Source organism: Streptomyces sp. NPDC038707 (assembly GCF_040636485.1).
Classification (GTDB): Bacteria; Actinomycetota; Actinomycetes; order Streptomycetales; family Streptomycetaceae; genus Streptomyces.
In genome coordinates, this window is the sequence record NZ_JBEZUP010000001.1 from 225,879 (window position 1) to 242,524 (window position 16,646).

General features: G+C 74.5%; 11 protein-coding genes. 4 read left to right on the forward strand and 7 right to left on the reverse strand.

Annotation, left to right across the window (positions count from 1 at the left end):
- Positions 1 to 6 precede the first annotated feature (6 nt).
- On the forward strand, positions 7 to 792 hold the full coding sequence (locus AB0E62_RS01200; RefSeq protein WP_362186186.1) for a polysaccharide deacetylase family protein: 786 nt from the start codon (positions 7 to 9) through the stop codon (positions 790 to 792).
- A 149-nt stretch (positions 793 to 941) separates the two neighbouring features.
- Here the strand turns inward: AB0E62_RS01200 and AB0E62_RS01205 are convergent, their stop codons facing one another.
- Complete coding sequence (locus tag AB0E62_RS01205; protein WP_362186924.1) at positions 942 to 1,988, reverse strand: galactosyldiacylglycerol synthase; 1,047 nt, start codon at positions 1,986 to 1,988, stop codon at positions 942 to 944.
- A gap of 245 nt (positions 1,989 to 2,233) precedes the next feature.
- Between AB0E62_RS01205 and AB0E62_RS01210 the strand changes: the two genes are divergently transcribed.
- The gene (locus tag AB0E62_RS01210) at positions 2,234 to 3,061 is read left to right on the forward strand and encodes a ribonuclease BN (RefSeq protein ID WP_362186927.1); all 828 of its coding nucleotides are present in this window, start codon (positions 2,234 to 2,236) and stop codon (positions 3,059 to 3,061) included.
- Here the strand turns inward: AB0E62_RS01210 and AB0E62_RS01215 are convergent.
- The 6 genes from AB0E62_RS01215 to AB0E62_RS01240 form a co-directional block, all read right to left on the reverse strand.
- Positions 3,058 to 5,874: an NHLP bacteriocin export ABC transporter permease/ATPase subunit gene (locus AB0E62_RS01215; protein ID WP_362186189.1), complete on the reverse strand. Its 2,817-nt coding sequence runs from the start codon at positions 5,872 to 5,874 to the stop codon at positions 3,058 to 3,060. The two genes, AB0E62_RS01210 and AB0E62_RS01215, sit on opposite strands and share 4 nt — an antisense overlap.
- Before the next feature lies 1 nt (position 5,875).
- On the reverse strand, positions 5,876 to 8,095 hold the full coding sequence (locus AB0E62_RS01220) for an NHLP family bacteriocin export ABC transporter peptidase/permease/ATPase subunit (protein ID WP_362186192.1): 2,220 nt from the start codon (positions 8,093 to 8,095) through the stop codon (positions 5,876 to 5,878).
- Entirely contained in the window at positions 8,092 to 8,898 is an 807-nt protein-coding gene (locus AB0E62_RS01225) for an HlyD family efflux transporter periplasmic adaptor subunit (RefSeq protein ID WP_362186195.1), read from the reverse strand. The genes AB0E62_RS01220 and AB0E62_RS01225 overlap by 4 nt, the downstream gene beginning before the upstream one ends.
- 149 nt (positions 8,899 to 9,047) lie before the next feature.
- The gene (locus AB0E62_RS01230) at positions 9,048 to 9,266 is read right to left on the reverse strand and encodes a type A2 lantipeptide (RefSeq protein ID WP_318199951.1); all 219 of its coding nucleotides are present in this window, start codon (positions 9,264 to 9,266) and stop codon (positions 9,048 to 9,050) included.
- Between the two features lie 502 nt (positions 9,267 to 9,768).
- Positions 9,769 to 10,182 carry a PaaI family thioesterase gene (locus AB0E62_RS01235; protein WP_362186198.1) on the reverse strand — a complete coding sequence of 138 codons (414 nt, stop codon included), beginning with the start codon at positions 10,180 to 10,182 and terminating at the stop codon, positions 9,769 to 9,771.
- 431 nt (positions 10,183 to 10,613) lie between these two features.
- Positions 10,614 to 12,764, reverse strand: a complete 2,151-nt coding sequence (locus tag AB0E62_RS01240) for a SpoIIE family protein phosphatase (RefSeq protein ID WP_362186201.1) — start codon at positions 12,762 to 12,764, stop codon at positions 10,614 to 10,616.
- Positions 12,765 to 13,955: 1,191 nt separating this feature from the next.
- Here AB0E62_RS01240 and AB0E62_RS01245 point away from each other — a divergent pair.
- Entirely contained in the window at positions 13,956 to 15,164 is a 1,209-nt protein-coding gene (locus tag AB0E62_RS01245) for a cytochrome P450 (protein ID WP_362186204.1), read from the forward strand.
- Positions 15,165 to 15,263: 99 nt separating this feature from the next.
- The gene (locus tag AB0E62_RS01250) at positions 15,264 to 16,637 is read left to right on the forward strand and encodes a serine hydrolase domain-containing protein (protein WP_362186207.1); all 1,374 of its coding nucleotides are present in this window, start codon (positions 15,264 to 15,266) and stop codon (positions 16,635 to 16,637) included.
- The last annotated feature ends 9 nt before the right edge of the window (positions 16,638 to 16,646 follow it).

Below are 16,646 nucleotides of genomic sequence, written 5' to 3' on the forward strand. Positions count from 1 at the left end.
CCACCGATGTTCTCCGTGTCCGGCCGCTCCTGGCGGACGGCCGTCGCCCTGCTGCCGGCCGGCGCCGCCGCGGCCCAGATCGTCCCGGCGGCCAGCTGGCTGCCGGGGCTGCGGCCGCTGATCTTCCCGGGTCTCGCCGGCACCGGCCACGTCCGGCACATCGCGCTCACCTTCGACGACGGGCCCGATCCGGAGTCGACCCCCCGGTTCCTGGACGAGCTGGACCGGCTCGGGGCGCGGGCCACCTTCTTCGTGGTCGGCGAGTACGCGGTGCGCCATCCCGGGCTGGTCCGCGAGACCGCGCGGCGCGGGCACGAGCTGGGGGTGCACGGCTGGCGCCACGACCGGCCGTGGCGGCCCACATTGGCCCGGGACGCCGAGGAGGTGGCCCGGACGGTCCGCGTGGTCCACGACCTCACCGGCCGGCGCCCGCGCTGGTACCGCCCGCCGTACGGCATCCTCACCGCGACCCGCTGGCGGGCCGCCCGCCGGGCCGGGCTGCGTACGGTGCTGTGGTCGGCGTGGGGCAGGGACTGGACGGCCGACGCCACACCGGGGTCCGTCCGGGCCCGGGTCGCGGCGGACCTGCGGGGCGGCGGCACCGTGCTGCTGCACGACGCGGACCGGTACTCGGCCCCCGGCTGCTGGCACGCGGCGCTCGGCGCCCTCCCCGCCATCGTCGAGGACTGCCGGGAGGCCGGCCTGACGGTCGGCCCCCTCCGCGAACACGGCACGGCCCCGGCACCGCCCGCATCCCGGCCCGCCGTACCGGAGCGCGTGGCCGGGGGGTGACGGGTCGCGGCGACGGCGGCTCTGCCGTGCTGGTGCCGGGGAGACGGGAGACCCCCTCCGCCGCACCGGCGCGGTGGCCGGGCGAGCCCTCCACGGTGCCCCTGCCGAGCACGGCACCGCCCGCCTCACAGGTCCGCCAGGCTCTCCAGTCACAGGTCCGTCAGGCTCTCCAGGGCGTCACCGCGGAACAGCGCCTGCCCCCGGGCCACCTGAGCGGCGCGTTCCCGGGTGCCCTCGCGGAGGGCGTCCAGGGCCGTCAGGAGCGCGGTGCCGTCCGGGGCGAGGACGCACAGGCCGAGGTCGGCCATCCGGCGGACACCGTCCGCGCCGTGGCCGGGCAGCGGGCGGTGGGCGACCACCGGCAGGCCCGCCGCGAGCGCCTGTACGGCCGTCTGGCCGGCCGCGTTGTCCACCAGGGCGTGCCCCGCCGCCAGCAGCCCGGGCATGTCGTCGACCCAGCCCAGGGCCAGCGCGGCCGGCTCCCGGGACATGCGCGCGTACAGCCGCTCGTTGCGGCCGCACAGCACCACCGGCAGCCAGCCCGCCCCCGCCAGCAGCCGGGCGGTGGCCTCCGGCCGCGACGCCGCGCCCCAGGCACCGGCGGACAGCAGCACCGGGGGCCGGCCGGGTGCCCGCGCGGCGAACCGCTCCCGCCACCGGTCCGCGCCGGGGGCCGGCGCGCGGAAGACGGGCGCGACCACCGGCCCGGTGGTGACCACGGGGGTGTCCAGCGTCCGGCGCACCCGCGCCGCCGCCGTGTCCGTCAGGCACAGATACCGGTCGTTGCCCGGGTGCAGCCACTGCCGGTGCACCGCGAAGTCCAGCAGGAACACGGCGCTGGGCACCCGCAGCGCCCCCCGGTCCCGCAGGTGCCCGGTGAGCTGCGCGGCCAGGTGGAAGACGGACACCACCACGTCGGGGCGCGACCGGTCCACCAGGTCCGTCAGCCGCTCCCCGGCCAGCCGGGCCAGCGGCACCCCGCTGGGCCGCGGGCCGCGCCCCTCGCGCAGGAACGCGCCGTAGACCCCGGCGTACAGCCAGGGCAGGTGGCGTACCGACGCCTGGTAGCCGCGGCGCAGCCCGGTGCCCAGGCCGTACGGCAGCAGCCGCAGCACGTCGACCACCTGGGCCCGGCCGCCGCGGGCCGCGGCCCGGCGCGCGAGTTCGGCGGCCACGGTGTCGTGACCGGCGCCCATGCTCGCGCTGACGATCAGCGTCCGCCGCCGGCCGTCCGGCGCCTCCTGATCGGTGCTCCGCACGGATTGACGTTTCTCCGCCGGCGCGGCGCCCAAACCGCCCGCGGGCCGGCCGGGTCACCCGTGCGCACCACCCTGCCGTGCGGGTGCCCGCCCTGCGGCTGCGAGCCGCCCGGCACGTGCCAGGCTGGAGGCATCGGTACGACGCGGGGCGGTCGGCGAGCACGGGAGGAGCCGTGAGGCGGTTGCGGCGCGGCCTGCACCGCGCGTGGCAGTGGCTGCGGGTCCGGGCCCTGTTCGAGCACGGGCGGGAGCTGGAGCTGATGCACCGGGCCATGGGGTTCGCCACCCTGTCGCTCGTGACGCTGGCGCCGCTGCTGATCGTGGTCGCCGCGGCGGACCCCTTGGTGCGCGGCGGCTTCGCCTCCTGGCTGACCGACGGCATGGGCCTGTCCGGGCGGTCCGCGCACGCGGTCACCGATGTCATCAGCCCGCCCCGCAAGGTCATCGGCACCACCAGCGTCCTCAGCGGTGTCCTGCTCGCCGTCTTCGGCGTGGCCTTCGGCGGCAGCGTGCAGAACGCCTACGAGAGGATCTGGGGCCTGGCGTCCGGCCCCTGGCACCGGGTGTGGCGGCAGGCGACCTGGCTGGTGGTGCTGACCGCGTACCTCTATCAGGAGGCCGCGACGAAGACGACGCTGCACGGCGGGCAGCGGATCACCCTGTCGACGCTCAGCGGTGTGCTGTTCTTCTGGTGGGGGCAGCGGTTCCTGCTGGGCGGCCAGATCCGCTGGCGTGCGCTGCTGCCGGGAGCGGTGGCCACCGTCATCGGCCTGATCGGGCTGCGGGCCTTCTCCTACCTCGTCTTCACCCCCCTCATCGTCACCAACGCCCTCAGCTACGGCGCCGTCGGCACCGTCCTCGTCGTGGAGTCCTGGCTGATCGGCGTCGGCTTCGTCATCTACGGCGGTGCCCTGTTCGGCCGCTGGTTCACCGAGCACCACTGGATGCCCTCCCACCACCGGCCGGAGCGGCCGGACGGCACCGACGAGCGGGACGCGCGTGCTGGCTAGGCGAGCTGCCGGCGCACCAGTTCGCGCAGCCGGCCCCCGGTGTCCGCGAGGAGCTCGGCCGGGCTGCCCTGCTGGACGATCCTGCCCTCCTCCATCACGATCACCCGGTCGGCGTCCAGCACGGTCGACAGCCGGTGGGCGATCACGATCCGGGTGGCGTTCAGCTTGCGGGTGCTGTCGATGACGACGCGCTGGGTGTCGTTGTCCAGGGCACTGGTCGCCTCGTCGAGGAAGAGGATCCGCGGGCGCCGGATCAGGGCCTGGGCGATCATCAGGCGCTGCCGCTGCCCGCCGGAGACCGCCCCGTTGCCCGCGACGATGGTGTGCAGCCCCATCGGCATCCGCTGGATGTCCTCCGCGAGCCCCGCCAGCTCGGCCGCCGCCATCACCTCCTCCGGCGTGTACGGCTCCGCGCCGCAGATGACGTCCATGATCGAGCCGGAGAACGGCTGCGCGTGCTGGAGGACCACCCCGCACTGGCGGCGCACCGCGGACTGGTCGAGCGCCGCCAGGTCCTGCCCGTCGTAGAGCACACTGCCGGAGACCGGCCGGTCGAAGCCGATGAGCAGGCGCAGCAGCGTGGACTTGCCGCAGCCGCTGGGGCCGACGACCGCCACGAACTCGCCCGGCCGTACGGCGAAGGACACGTCGTCCAGGACCAGCGGGCCGTCGTCGGCGTACCGGAAGGACAGCCGGCGGGCCTCCAGCGCGCCCGACAGCGGCCCCGGACGGGTGCTCGCCGCCCGGACCTCGGGCGTGGCCTCCAGCACCGGCCTGATCTCCTCGAACAGCGGCAGCGCCGCCACCGCCGACACGAACGCGCCGGTCAGCTGGGTGACCGAGGTCAGCAGCATGGTCACCGAGGTGTTGAAGGTCAGGAAGTCCGCCGCCGACAGCGCTCCCCTGGCCGGGCCCGCCAGCAGCATGAACATCAGCAGGGTGCAGACGGGAAGGTAGACCGCGCCCAGCACGGTGGTCAGGTTCTTGATCCGGCCGACCCGCTGCTGGAGCTCCCGGCCGCGCGCGAACTCGCGGGCCCAGGCCGCGTAGGCGTAGTTCTCGGCCGCCGCCACCCGCAGCTTGGGCAGCCCGCGCAGGGTCTGGAACGCCTGGTTGTTCAGCTTGTTGCCGAGCACCACCAGCCGCCGCTGCCAGCGCACCTGCCACAGCCCGAGCCCCGCGAACACCACCGCGACGACGAGCAGCATCCCGACCGCCGCGAGCGCCATCGGCACGCTGTACCACAGCAGCAGCCCCAGGTTCATCGCGCCCACCGTCACCGACTGGGCGACGACCGGGCCGACGCCCGCCAGCAGCCGGCGGATCGCGCTGATGCCCATCGCCGCACTGGCCAGCTCACCGGTCGAGCGCCGGGTGAAGAAGCGGGTGGGCAGGCGCAGGAGCCTGTCCCACACGGCCGGTTGCAGCGCCGCCTCGATCCGGCCCTCCAGGCGCAGGATGGACAGGTTCTCCAGCAGCGTGAACGCCGCCGCGACCACCCCGCTGACCATCACCGCCAGGCACACCCGGACGATCAGGCCCTCCTCGGCCCTCGGCACGTACTCGCCGAGCACCTTGCCGGTCGCGATCGGCACCAGCGCGCCGACGGCCACCGTCACCAGGCCCGCGAGCAGCAGGTTCAGCAGGTCGCCGCGGGTCCCGCGGAGGCTGAACCGCAGCAGTCCGAGCGGCGAGAGCGGCCGGTCGGGCAGCGGCCGGTAGAACATCACGGCCCGCGGCTCGAACTCCCCGGCGTTGTCCTTCCCGACCGCTGTCTCCCGGCCGGTGCCCGGGTGGACGGCCACATAGCCGCCGCGCCTCCACAGCAGCGCCACCGGGGCCCCGGACAGCACCCGGTGCCCGACCAGCGGGCCCGCGTTCTCCCGCCACCAGCGGCCCTCCAGGCGGACCGTCCGGGTGCGCACCCGGGAGGCCAGCGCCACCCGCTCCACCGGGTCCAGCCGCTCGCTCGCGGTGCCGCTCCGCGCGGGCTCGGCGAGGGCGATCCCGGCCGCCTCGGCGACCAGCTTGCAGGCCGCGTAGGTGGCGTCCGCGTCGGCGGCCGTGGTGCGGCGGGCCGAGCGCTTGCCGATGGCGGCCAGCAGGGTCCGGTCGGCCTGCGCGCGCACCGCCTCGCCGGCCCTGATCCCGGCCGCCGTGCGCGACTCGTGCGCCTGCTCCAGCTGCTCGATCCACCGGTCCAGCGCGGTCAGCAGCCGGTACTGCTGGTCCACCATGCCCTGCCACAGCGCGGGATCCATCAGCAGATCGGCCGCGGCCTCGGCGCCGTAGAGCGAGCCGTACTGCACGCTGCCCGGCGGGACCTGCATCCAGAACACGTCGTCGTCGGCGGGCGTGGCGGCGTGCTCGTCCGCCAGCGGCGCCTGGAACAGCACGGACAGGCCCCGGCCGACGCCCAGCGCGACCGCGTACTCCAGCGGGCTGGAGGCCGGCGGCACGTACTGGGGGTTGCCGTACTCGTCGTAGGACCAGGTGTCGGTGGCGGCCGGCTGGTACAGCTCGCGCAGGCCGACGCGGTGCACCACGCAGTCCCGGACCGGGCGGGCCACCAGCGTGTGCCGGGGCCCGGTGACCGGGCCGAGCAGCAGCGTGCCCGCCTCCAGCCGGCCCAGGTGGTGCCAGTGGCCCTGCTGGGCGGCGTCCACCGCGAACAGGTCCAGCGCGCCGGCCGCGACCAGCCACAGCACCTGCGGACCCTCCAGGTCCAGGCGGCCGAGCCCGGCGCAGTCCAGCCGGGTGCCCAGCGAACCGAGCGCCCCGAGGACGAGGTCGCCTTCCCGCACGGATGTCATCTCACCGCTCCCTGACCAGCGCCGCGTACGCGCCGCCGCGCGCCACCAGCTCCTCGTGCCGCCCGCGCTCGACGACCGTGCCGTGCTCCAGGACGACGATCTCGTCGCTGTCGCGGACCGTGCTCAGCCGGTGCGCGATGACCACGCAGGCGCAGCCGCGCCGGCGCAGGTTGTCCATCACCACCAGCTCGGTCTCCGCGTCCAGCGCGCTGGTCACCTCGTCCAGCACCAGGATGCTCGGCCGGCGCACCAGCGCCCGCGCGATCTCCAGGCGCTGGCGCTGCCCGCCGGAGAAGTTCCGGCCGTCCTGCTCGACCTTGCTGTGGATGCCGCCGGGCCGGCGCATCACCACGTCGTACAGCGCGGCGTCCTGGAGCGCCTCCACCACGGCCTCGTCGGGGATCGACGGGTCCCACAGGGCCACGTTGTCGCGGACCGAACCCTCGAACAGGAAGACGTCCTGGTCCACGAAGGAGACCGAGGCGGCGAGCGCGCCGCGCGGGATGTCCTCCAGCCGGCGGCCGTCGATGCGGATCACCCCGTCCCACGGCGTGTACAGGCCCGAGATCAGCCGGGACACCGTGGACTTGCCGCTGCCCGAGCCGCCGACCAGCGCCACCTGCTGCCCGGGACCCACGGTCAGGTCGAAGCCGGTCAGCAGCGGCTTGTCCAGCGGGCTGTAGCCGAAGGTGATGTTCTCCAGCTCGACATGGCCGTGCAGCCGCCGGGCCGAGTCGCCGCCGGGGCGGGCGTAGAGCGGGTCGGTCCGGAAGTTCTCCACGTCCTTCAGCCGGGCCACGTCGGCCGCGAAGTCCTGGATGCGGCCCGCCACTCCGTTGAGCCGGGTCAGCGGCGCGGTGAAGCGGGCGACCAGCGCCTGGAAGGCGACCAGCAGCCCGACCGAGAGGTGCCCCTCCACCGCGCGCAGCCCGCCGATCCACAGGATGAGCGCGCTGTTGAAGGTGGCCAGCGTCGGCGCGACCACGCCCAGCCAGGCGCTCGGCACCCCGAGCCGCTGCTGCTCGTCCAGCGTGGTGGCGTGCTGCCCGGCCCACTTGCGGAAATAGCCGTCCTCTCCGCCGGTCGCCTTGAGCGTCTCGATCAGCTGGAGGCCGGTGTACGACGTGTTGGTGAGCCGCGCGGTGTCCGCGCGGAGCTTCGCCGTACGGGTCGCGCGCAGCCGTACGACGAGCCGCATGGCCACCACGTTCAGCAGCGCCACGGCGATGCCGACGACGGTCAGCTGGGGGTCGTAGGTGTACAGCAGGACCGCGTACAGCACGACCACGATCGCGTCCACGCCGGCCGCCGCGAGATCGCGGGCCAGGGTCTCGGCGACCTGGTCGTTGGACTGGAGGCGCTGCACCAGGTCGGCGGGGGAGCGCTGGGCGAAGAACGTCACCGGCAGCCGCAGCAGATGGCGCAGGAAGCGGGCGCTGGAGAGGGTGGAGGAGATGATCCGGCCGTGCAGCAGGTTGGCCTGCTGGAGCCAGGTCAGCACCAGCGTGAGCAGCACGCAGGCGGCCATCGAGGCGAACAGCACGCCCAGCAGGGAGGTCTGCCCGCCGATGAGGAACGTGTCGATGTAGGTGCGGCTGAGCGCGGGGACGGCCGCGCCGACCGCGACCAGCAGCAGGCTGGCCAGCACCGCGGCCGGGAGGGTGCCGGCGGTGCCGCGCAGCCGGGCGGGCATCGCGCCGAGCACCCCGGAGCGGCGCCCGCCGCGGGTGAAGTCCTCGCCCGGCTCCAGCACCAGCACGACACCGGTGAAACTGCCGTCGAACTCCTCCATGGGCACGAAACGGCGGCCCTTGGCGGGGTCGTTGACGTACACCCCGCGCCGGCCGAGGCGGCGGCCCATGCCGTCGTAGACGACGTAGTGGTTGAACTCCCAGAAGAGGATGGCCGGGGCGCGCACCTCGGCGAGGGCGGCCAGGTCCATCTGCATGCCCTTGGCGGTCAGGCCGTAACTGCGGGCCGCCTTCAGCAGGTTGGAGGCGCGGGAGCCGTCGCGGGAGACACCGCAGGCGATGCGCAGCTCCTCCAGCGGGACGTGCCGGCCGTAGTGGGCGAGGACCATCGCGAGGGAGGCGGCGCCGCACTCGACGGCCTCCATCTGCAGCACGGTGGGCGTACGGGCCCTGCCGGTACCGGACGTGGGGGCCGGCCGCTTCGCGGGGGCCGCCCGTCTGCGGCCACGGGTTTCCTGGGCGGTGGTCACGGGAGCAGCCAATCGACGGGATGCTGGTCGGCGAGGTGGACGGAGCCGGTGGCGAGGGTCATGGACTCCAGCCGGAACGGCGGTCCGCCGGCGCTGGACCAGCGGTAACCGCTCTTGGCGGAGGGCGACTCGGCGAGTTCGACCAGGACGGCGACCGGGCGGCCCTTGCGGGTGAACTGCTCGCCGAGCTGGCTGTCGCCGAGGAACGCGGCGATGGACCGGGCGGACTGAGCGGTGCGGTCCACCGACTTCACCGTGCCCCGCAGCACGCCGTACCGCTGGGCCGGGACCGAGGACACGGTCAGGTCGACGGAGGCGTGCGCGGGGATGGCGGCGGCGTTCTCGGCGGGCACGTACACGGTCGCGTACAGCGGGTCGGAGGCGTGGGCGACCTTCTCGACGGCGGCGACATCGGTGCCGGTCCGGATGATCTGCCCGATGGAGGCGGCGAGCGTGGTGACCCGGCCGGCGGCGACCGTGCGCACCACCGTCTCGCCCTGGTCGGTACGGACCTTGAGGACGGGCGCGTGCGCGGGCAGCCGTTCGCCCTGCCGGGCGAGGACGGCCGTCACCTGTCCGGCCACCGGGCTCTGGAGCAGGTAACTGCCCTGTCCGTGGGTGAGGATGGCGGGCGCGCTCACCGTGGAGGCGACCGAGCCGGTCACCGCCCACACCGAGGCGGCGGCCATGACGACGACGGTGACGCCGAGCGCGAGCCAGCCCTGCGGGCGGGCCAGCCGCACCGGGAGGTCCAGCTCCTCCGGTGACTGGAGCTTGGCGAGGGCCTGTTGGCGGAACTGCACGGAACTTCCCTCACCTGTGGGGGAGACGCACGGGGTGACGCATGAGGTGACGTGGCGGGTGACGTATCGGGTGACGCGTTCGGTCCGGAACGTCCGAGAGTCCCGGAGCCGGGAAACGGCTCCGGGACTCCGGTGGCACCGGGGTGCGATCAGAGACCGGCGACCAGGCCGTTGACCGGGGCGGTGTTCAGGCCGGTGACACCCTCGACGGTGCCGACGACCGTGTTGACCAGACCGGTCACGCCGGGGGCGATCTCGTTCACGGTGCCCAGGGTGCTGTTGAGGGTGTTCACGGACAGACCGCCGGAGACGTTGTCCAGCTCGGCGTCCGAGATCTCGACGGTCTCGACCTGGGGGGTGGAGTTCATGATGGAATTTCCCTTCGTAATGGATGACTTCACAAGGGGGGAGCGGCCCCCTCTGGGGACAGACGGACGGCCGCGAACCGCGGGAGCCAGGCACCCGGATCCGGGGGCCCGCCGACCCCGGCGGTGCGATGGATCAAAGCACGCGGGTGGGCCGCGCTTCCACTCAACCAGGGCTCTCACCTGCGAACTTGACTGTCGACGGGGTTCAACCGTGCAGGTGTGCGCACGTGGTGTCGGCGACTCCTTCACATGCCGCACGGCATCGACGCGAGCGGTCTCTTGTCCGCCGGGACGCGAATCCGGCACTCCTCGCCAAAGGCGTGCCGCGGGGGGTGCGGTTGTGCAGATCCCCGGGGGCCGGTGAGATGCCTGGGTGATCGATGTGCAGATTCCCTGAAGGGAGGATTCCGCTTCGTGTTGTCAGCTGATCGTCATCGATCGATTGCTGACGGTAATTGACCATGTGCGTGAGGGGCGACCGGTGTGCCGGGGCCGGTGCCCGTCAGCCCAGAAGGGCGTAGACCGTGGTCGCGTGGGCCGCGAGGGCGCCCGAGGCGGCGTCGGCCAGCGTCACGTCCGCGAAGGCCGTCCGGCGGCCGAGCTTCGTCACCACCGCCTCGATCAGGACGTCCGCGCCGGTCACCGCCCGCTGGAACGACGTCGACTGCTGCACGGTCGTCATCGGCACGAACCCGCCCCGGGCGGCCGAGACCGCGAGGACCGTCGCCGTGTCGGCCGCGGCCATCAGCGCCTGCCCCGACAGCCCGCCGCCCTCCCGGGCCAGCCGGTCCGACCAGGGCAGCCGCAGCACGGCCCGGTCCTCGCCCACCGCCTCGACCGTCAGAGCGAGTTCGAGCACCCAAGGGGCGAAGCAGGTGGAGAGGATCGTGTCCGCTTCGGCGCGGGTCATCGTCATGTGGCCGATTGTTCCCGCCCGCCCGCCGCGACACGCGGAGCACGGCCGGTTCACCGCGCCACGACGGCCGCACGGGACCGGGACCGGACGCCCTACGCGGCCGGTGAGTACCCACGGCCGTCCGGGCGCCGCGATACCCGTACCGGTCCGCGCCGCCCGCGCGCGGCGATACCCGTACCGGTCCGCGCCGCCCGCGAGCGGCGGTGCTCCGTCCCAGGAGATCGGGAAGGCCGGATCAGGGACGCGTGCCCGGGCGGGGGTCGCGCGGCGGCGTTCACGCCGCCCCGGGCCGACGCCGCGCAGGGCGCGGGGACGACGGACGGTCGCCGGGTGACACCGCACCGCCAGGACCCCGCGGGCCCTGAGCGCCCCGGGATTCCACGCCCGGGCGCCCCCGAGACTCCTCGGCCCCGGCCGGCCGGGGCGGGTGTTCAGTCGTCGTCGCGCGCCCGGAGGAGGAGGACCGCCACGTCGTCCGCCCGTTGCCGGGCCGCCGCACTGTGCCGGATCACCTCGTCCGCCAGACTCTCCAGCGGTTGGTCGCCGACGTCCGCGAGCAGTCCGCCGAGGTCCGCCAGCGCGTCCTCGATGTCGACGCCGCGGGACTCCACCAGCCCGTCGGTGTACAGGACCAGCACCGAGCCGGGAGCCAGGGACACCTCGGTCGTGGGATAGACGGCCGAGGCGTCGATGCCGAGCAGCGGACCTCCGGCCAGGTCCAGTACCCGTACCTTTCCGTCCGGCCGGCGCAGCAGCGGCGGCGGGTGCCCCGCCCGCGCCATCACGGCCCGCCCGTGCGCCGGGTCCAGCCGCAGATACAGACAGCTGGCGAACAGCTCGGCGCCGAGATCGATCAGCAGCCGGTTCGTGCTGCTGATCACCTCGTGCGGTGCCTGCCCCACCGTCGTGTACGCCCGGACGCCCGTGCGGATCTGTCCCATCAGGCCCGCCGCCGTCACGTTGTGCCCCTGGACGTCCCCGATCACCGCCGCCGCCAGCGGCCGGGCCGGCACCAGGTCGTAGAAGTCGCCGCCGATCTCCATGCCGTGCGTGGCGGGCAGATAGCGGGCCGCCGCCTCGATGCCGGGCAGCGGTGCCAGCGAGTGCGGCAGCAGCGCCTGCTGGAGGCCGTGCGCCAGACTGTGTTTCGCGTCGTAGAGCCGGGCCCGCTCCAGCGCCTGGGCGATCAGTCCGCCCAGCGAGGTCAGCACCGCCCGTTCGTCGGCCGGGAACACATGCGGCTCCGCATACGCCAGCACACAGGTGCCCACCGGCCGGCCGGACGCTATCAGCGGCAGATACGCCCAGGCCGCGAAGCCGTCCGGGGTCTCGTGCCGGTTCGGATACAGCCGCTCCAGATGGGCGCGGGAGCCGAAGAACGCCGGCACCCCGGTGCTGAGCGCCTGGGTGCCCGGGGTCCGCTCGGCCAGCGGCAGCCCCTCGAACCGCTCCACGACGTGCGGATCCCGGTAGCCGCGGTGCCCGAGGACATGCATCCGCCCGCCCTGCGAGCCGAGGACCGCCATCGCCTGGCTGCCGACGGCCGGGGCCACCTCGTCCCACACGAGCTGCACCACGTCCCGTACCCCGACCGCCTCGGTCAGCGCCCCCGCCAGACTCAGCACCTGCGAGATCGTCACCAGCCGGGACGGACCCGGGCCGGCCTGCCGGGCCCCGTGCGGGGCCTCCGTCACCGAGTGGGCCCGGCTGACCCGCACGCTCAGCCCGGTCGTGCCGGGGTACAGCCGGAACCACAGCCAGTCCCCGGGCGGGCGCAGTGCCACGAACGACGCCATCTGCTGGCTGAGCAGCGCGGCCCGGTAACGGTCCTCGTACATCGGGTCGTTCAGCCAGGGCACCGACGCCCACAGCGGGGTGCCCAGCAGCTCACCGGACGGCCGGCCGAGCAGTTCGGCGGCGGCCGGATTCACGAAGCCGATCCGGCCGTGCAGATCCAGCGAGATCAGGCCGTACGGCAGCCGGGACACCAGCCGGGCCGCCTCCACCGAGCCCAGGGTCTCCGCCACCGTCGCCGCTCCGGCCACCGAGGACGCCTGCACGTCCTCCTCCGGGCCCGGCGTCCGGTGGTGCGGTGCCGACCGCTCCAGCCGCAGTGCCAGCCGCTCGCAGGCCGCCCACAGATGGCCGCGCTCCGCCTCGGACAGCTCCGGCGGATGCCCGCCGGGCCAGGTCACGAACACCGCGCCGTACACCTGCCGCTCGGTCGCCACGGGCAGCGCGGCCAGCGCGAACGGGTACGGCAGCACCACCGCGATGCGCGGATAACAGCGCGCCATCTCCTCCTCGCCGCCCACCCACACCAGACGCCGTTCGCGCGCCGCGTCCGCCACCGGCAGCGGCGCGCTCAGCCCCACCCGCTCCCATGGCGCCGCGAACGCCCGGGGCATGCCCGCGTGCACCGCCATCTCCAGGACCGGCTCGTCGGGGTGGCGCAGGTACACCGCGCCGGAGTGCGCGTGGACCTCGTGCATCATCGACACCAGGGCGAGCGACAGCACCGGCTGGGCGGCCGTCGCCCCGTCGGCCGCAGGTGCCGGCTCCGGCACCGGCCCGTCGGACACGCCGACCACCTCCTCCGGTCACGCGCCACGCCCAGGGCACAAGACTCCCTCGCGGCGGCGCCGGGCGCACGGCGAGCGGTCCCCGGCGCCGGTTCCGTTCCGGGGCTTGTTCGGTGGGAGGGGCGCGTAGGTGGGCGCGCGGTGCGCGTGAGGTGTACGGATGGCTTCTGTGCGCCCCCTATCACGCCAGGTTGGCCGAAATCCGTAGGCGTGCGAAGCGGCCGGTGGAGTCCGGGTCCCGGTGCGGTCCGGCGCCGGGGGCGTTGGTGTGCGGGGTGGGCCGGCGGGGGGCTGGGAGGGCCGGTGGCGGGGCGGAACGGCCCACGGTGTGCCGGGTCGCCGTCCGCGCGCTGGGCCCAGCGTGTCCGGTGGCCGAATGGTCACCACAGATCAGGCGAGGTTCGGCCAACCCGTCGTACCGGGCGGTAGGGCGCCGGACGGGGCGGTGGGGGTACCGAGGACGGGCTCACACGGGTCCCGTTGGCATCAATTTCCCCTCGGCTGGTTTGCGAGTGGGACGCCGGGGCACACGCGGGCCCACGATCCGGCCCCGGCGTTCGCGCGCGTCGAAGGGGCCGGCGGAGGGCCCAACGATGACGCAAATGCATCGCCACAGTACTCTCCGTTCAACTTCAGGGGGTTGCTTGCGGGTGACGCACCGTGAAGACTGTGGCCGAGTTCCCTCGAAACGAAGGTGTCCCGGGGTGCGCACCATGCCCATCAGGGGGTGGCAACCGCTCATCACGGGAGGATGGTCGCCGAGAACGCGTCATCTCGCACCTCGTTTCGAACGGCCGGGGCTGGGGGCCCCGCTGTCCGTACAGGAGCCGGGAGGGGCCCGCGTGACGGCTGCGCGGGAGGTATCGCCGAGGGGATGGGTTATGTCGGGTTGGCGCGCCACACGACCGGGCTCGCCGCGGGGCCGTGGCCGGCCGCGCGGTCGCCGCGTCCTGCACCGCATGTGTTGAGGGCCGCAGGCCCGTCCCGGCGTCAGACGGACGGCGGCTGACCTTCCCGCCGCGCGCACGGAGACGGCAGCGGGCCGCCCGCTGCCCGTGTCCGGTGTCCGGAAAGCACCGGCGGCAGCCGTGACCGGAACCGCTCGCGGCCCCGGCGGGCCCCGGCCACCGACCGCCCCCGTGTACGTGACCCCTCCATGCCCGCACGCACCGGCCCTAGCAAGGAGACAAGGTGATCAGCAAGCAACCCACGGGCGAACGCCTCCTGTTGGAGGAGTTGCCCGAGCGCTGGCGGGAGTTACGTGACGCCGGCCCGGTGCGCTACGAAGCGACGCAAGGGGTCTGGCAGGTGCTGGACCACCAGTCCGTCGCCACCGTGCTCGCCGACCCGGCGACGTACTCCTCGGACCTGTCCGCCCTCACCCCCACCCAGTCCGACTTCGAGACCTTCCGTCAGGGCAACTTCGTCGGCATGGACCCGCCGGAGCACCGCACCCTGCGCACCCTGGTGAGCCAGGCGTTCACCCCCCGGGTCGTCCAGGGACTCGAACCCCGCATCGAAGCCGTCTGCTCCCGGCTGCTGGACGCGGTCGCCGACCGCGACCGGTTCGACCTGGTCGACGCGCTGGCCTACCCGCTGCCGATCATCGTCATCGCCGAACTGCTCGGCATACCGGCCGGGGAACACCGGCTCTTCCAGGAATGGGCCGGCGTGCTGTTCGGCGGCGACCAGCTCGGCGAAGCACCCGACATGGCCGACATCGAGCGGGCGCTGGAAGCCATCGCCCCCACGGTGCGCGAGATGAACGGCTACATGCTGGAGCACATCCGCGCCCGCCGCGCGGACCCCGGCGACGACCTCACCAGCAGGCTCATCGCCGCCGAGGTGGACGGCGTCCGCCTGCGGGACGAGGAGATGGTCGGCTTCGTGGCGCTGCTGCTGGTCGCCGGGCACATCACCACCACCGCGCTGCTCGGCAACGCCGTCGTCGCCTTCGACCGGCACCCCGGCACGGACGCCGCGCTGCGCGCCGACCCCGCGCGCATCCCGGCCGCCGTCGAAGAGGTGCTGCGCTGGCTGCCGCCCTTCCCGGAGCTGGGCCGCCGGGTGACCCGGCCCGTGGTCCTCGGCGGCCAGGAGATCCCGGCGGACACCCTGCTCATGGCCCATCTGGGCGCCGCCAACCGGGACCCCGCCCGGTTCGCCGCGCCGGACGTCTTCGACGCGACCCGGAACCCCAATCCCCATCTCACCTTCGGGCACGGCATCCACTTCTGTTTCGGCGCACCCCTGGCCCGGCTGGAGGCGCGGATCGCCCTGCGTATGTTGCATGAACGATTCCGCATGCTGGCGATCCCCTGTCACGAGGACATCGTCCACCAGAACCCGGCCGTCATCGTCGGCGTACGCCACCTGCCCGTCGAGGTCGGCAGACCCTAGCCCCGGCGCCCACAGCGCCCTCCGGCCGGCCCGCACCGCTCATCACGGGCCGGACCGGCACGCCCGCACCTGAGACCCACCCAACGGAGTCCCCTTCCCATGCCGTACACCATCCCCGCCGCTCGGGCCGCCTCCCGGACACCGTCCCCGTCCCACCGGGAGCCGCAGGACCTGCACCGGGAGCTGCAGAGCCGGCTCGACACGCTGGCCCGGGCCCACCGGGTGCCCGGCGCCCAACTGGCCCTGGACACCGGCACCGACGTGATCGCCGTGCACACCGGCACGGCCGACGTCACGACCGGCGGCCCCTTCACCGCGGACACCGCCGTCCCGCTGGGCTCGCTCACCAAGCCCTTCACCGCCGCGCTGGCCCTGCTGCTGGCCGACGACGGCGACCTCGACCTGGACGAACCCGCCGCCGCCCAGCTCCCCGAACTGGCGGGCATACCCGGCGTGACGATACGTCAACTACTCGCCCACACCGGCGGGTTACCCACCGGCCCCGATTCGGACACCGCCGCCGCGACCACCGCCGCCCGCTATCTCGCGGCCGTCTGCACCGACCGCGACCTGCTGTTCGAGCCCGGCACCGACTTCTCCTACTCCAACGCCGGCTATGTCGCCGCCGGACGGCTGGTGGAGACGGTCACCGGCATGCCGTGGGCCGAGGCGGTCCGGGCCCTGCTCCTCGAACCCCTCGGCATCCGCCCCGCGTTCACCGACGACGCCTCGCCCACCCGCCCCGTGGCCGCCGGCCACGCCGTCAACACCGCGACCGGGCAGGCCCGGCCGGCCCGGCAGAACCTGGCACCGCTGGAGGCACCGGCCGGCGCGCTGCTCGCGAGCGCCCTCGACCTGATCGCGTTCGGCAACGCGCTCACCGGCCGTTCGGACCTGCTGCCGCCCGCCGTCGCCAAGGAGATGCGCCGGCCCGAGAGCGCCGCCCGCCCCGGCGCGCTGGCCGACGGCTGGGGCCCCGGGCTCGCCCTGTTCCGGCGGGACGACCGGCTCTGGTGCGGTCACGACGGCAACGCCCAGGGCACGTCCTGCCATCTGCGGACGGACCCGGAGAGCGGGGTCGCGGTCGCCTTCACGGGCAACTCCGCGTCCGCGACCGCCCTGTGGCGCGACCTCGCCGAGGAGGTGACCCGGCTCACCGGCATCCCGGTGCCCGCCGGCGCGCGCGCCGTGGACCGGGGGCGGCCCGTCGCCCTGCCCGGCTGCGCGGGCACGTACCGCAACGGCACCACGACCTACCGCGTCGCGCCCGGCCCCGACGGCGCGCCGGCCCTGTCCGTGGACGGGGACCTGCCCCTCCCGCTGGTCTGCTACGCCGACCTGTCCTGCGAGCTGCGCGATCCGGCCACCGGGCGGCTCGAACCCGGTGGACGGTTCCACCGCGATCAGGCCACGGGCCGGATCGACCGGGTACAGATCTCCGGACGCACGGCGCGCCGGACCGACGACGGCTGAGGCGGGTGC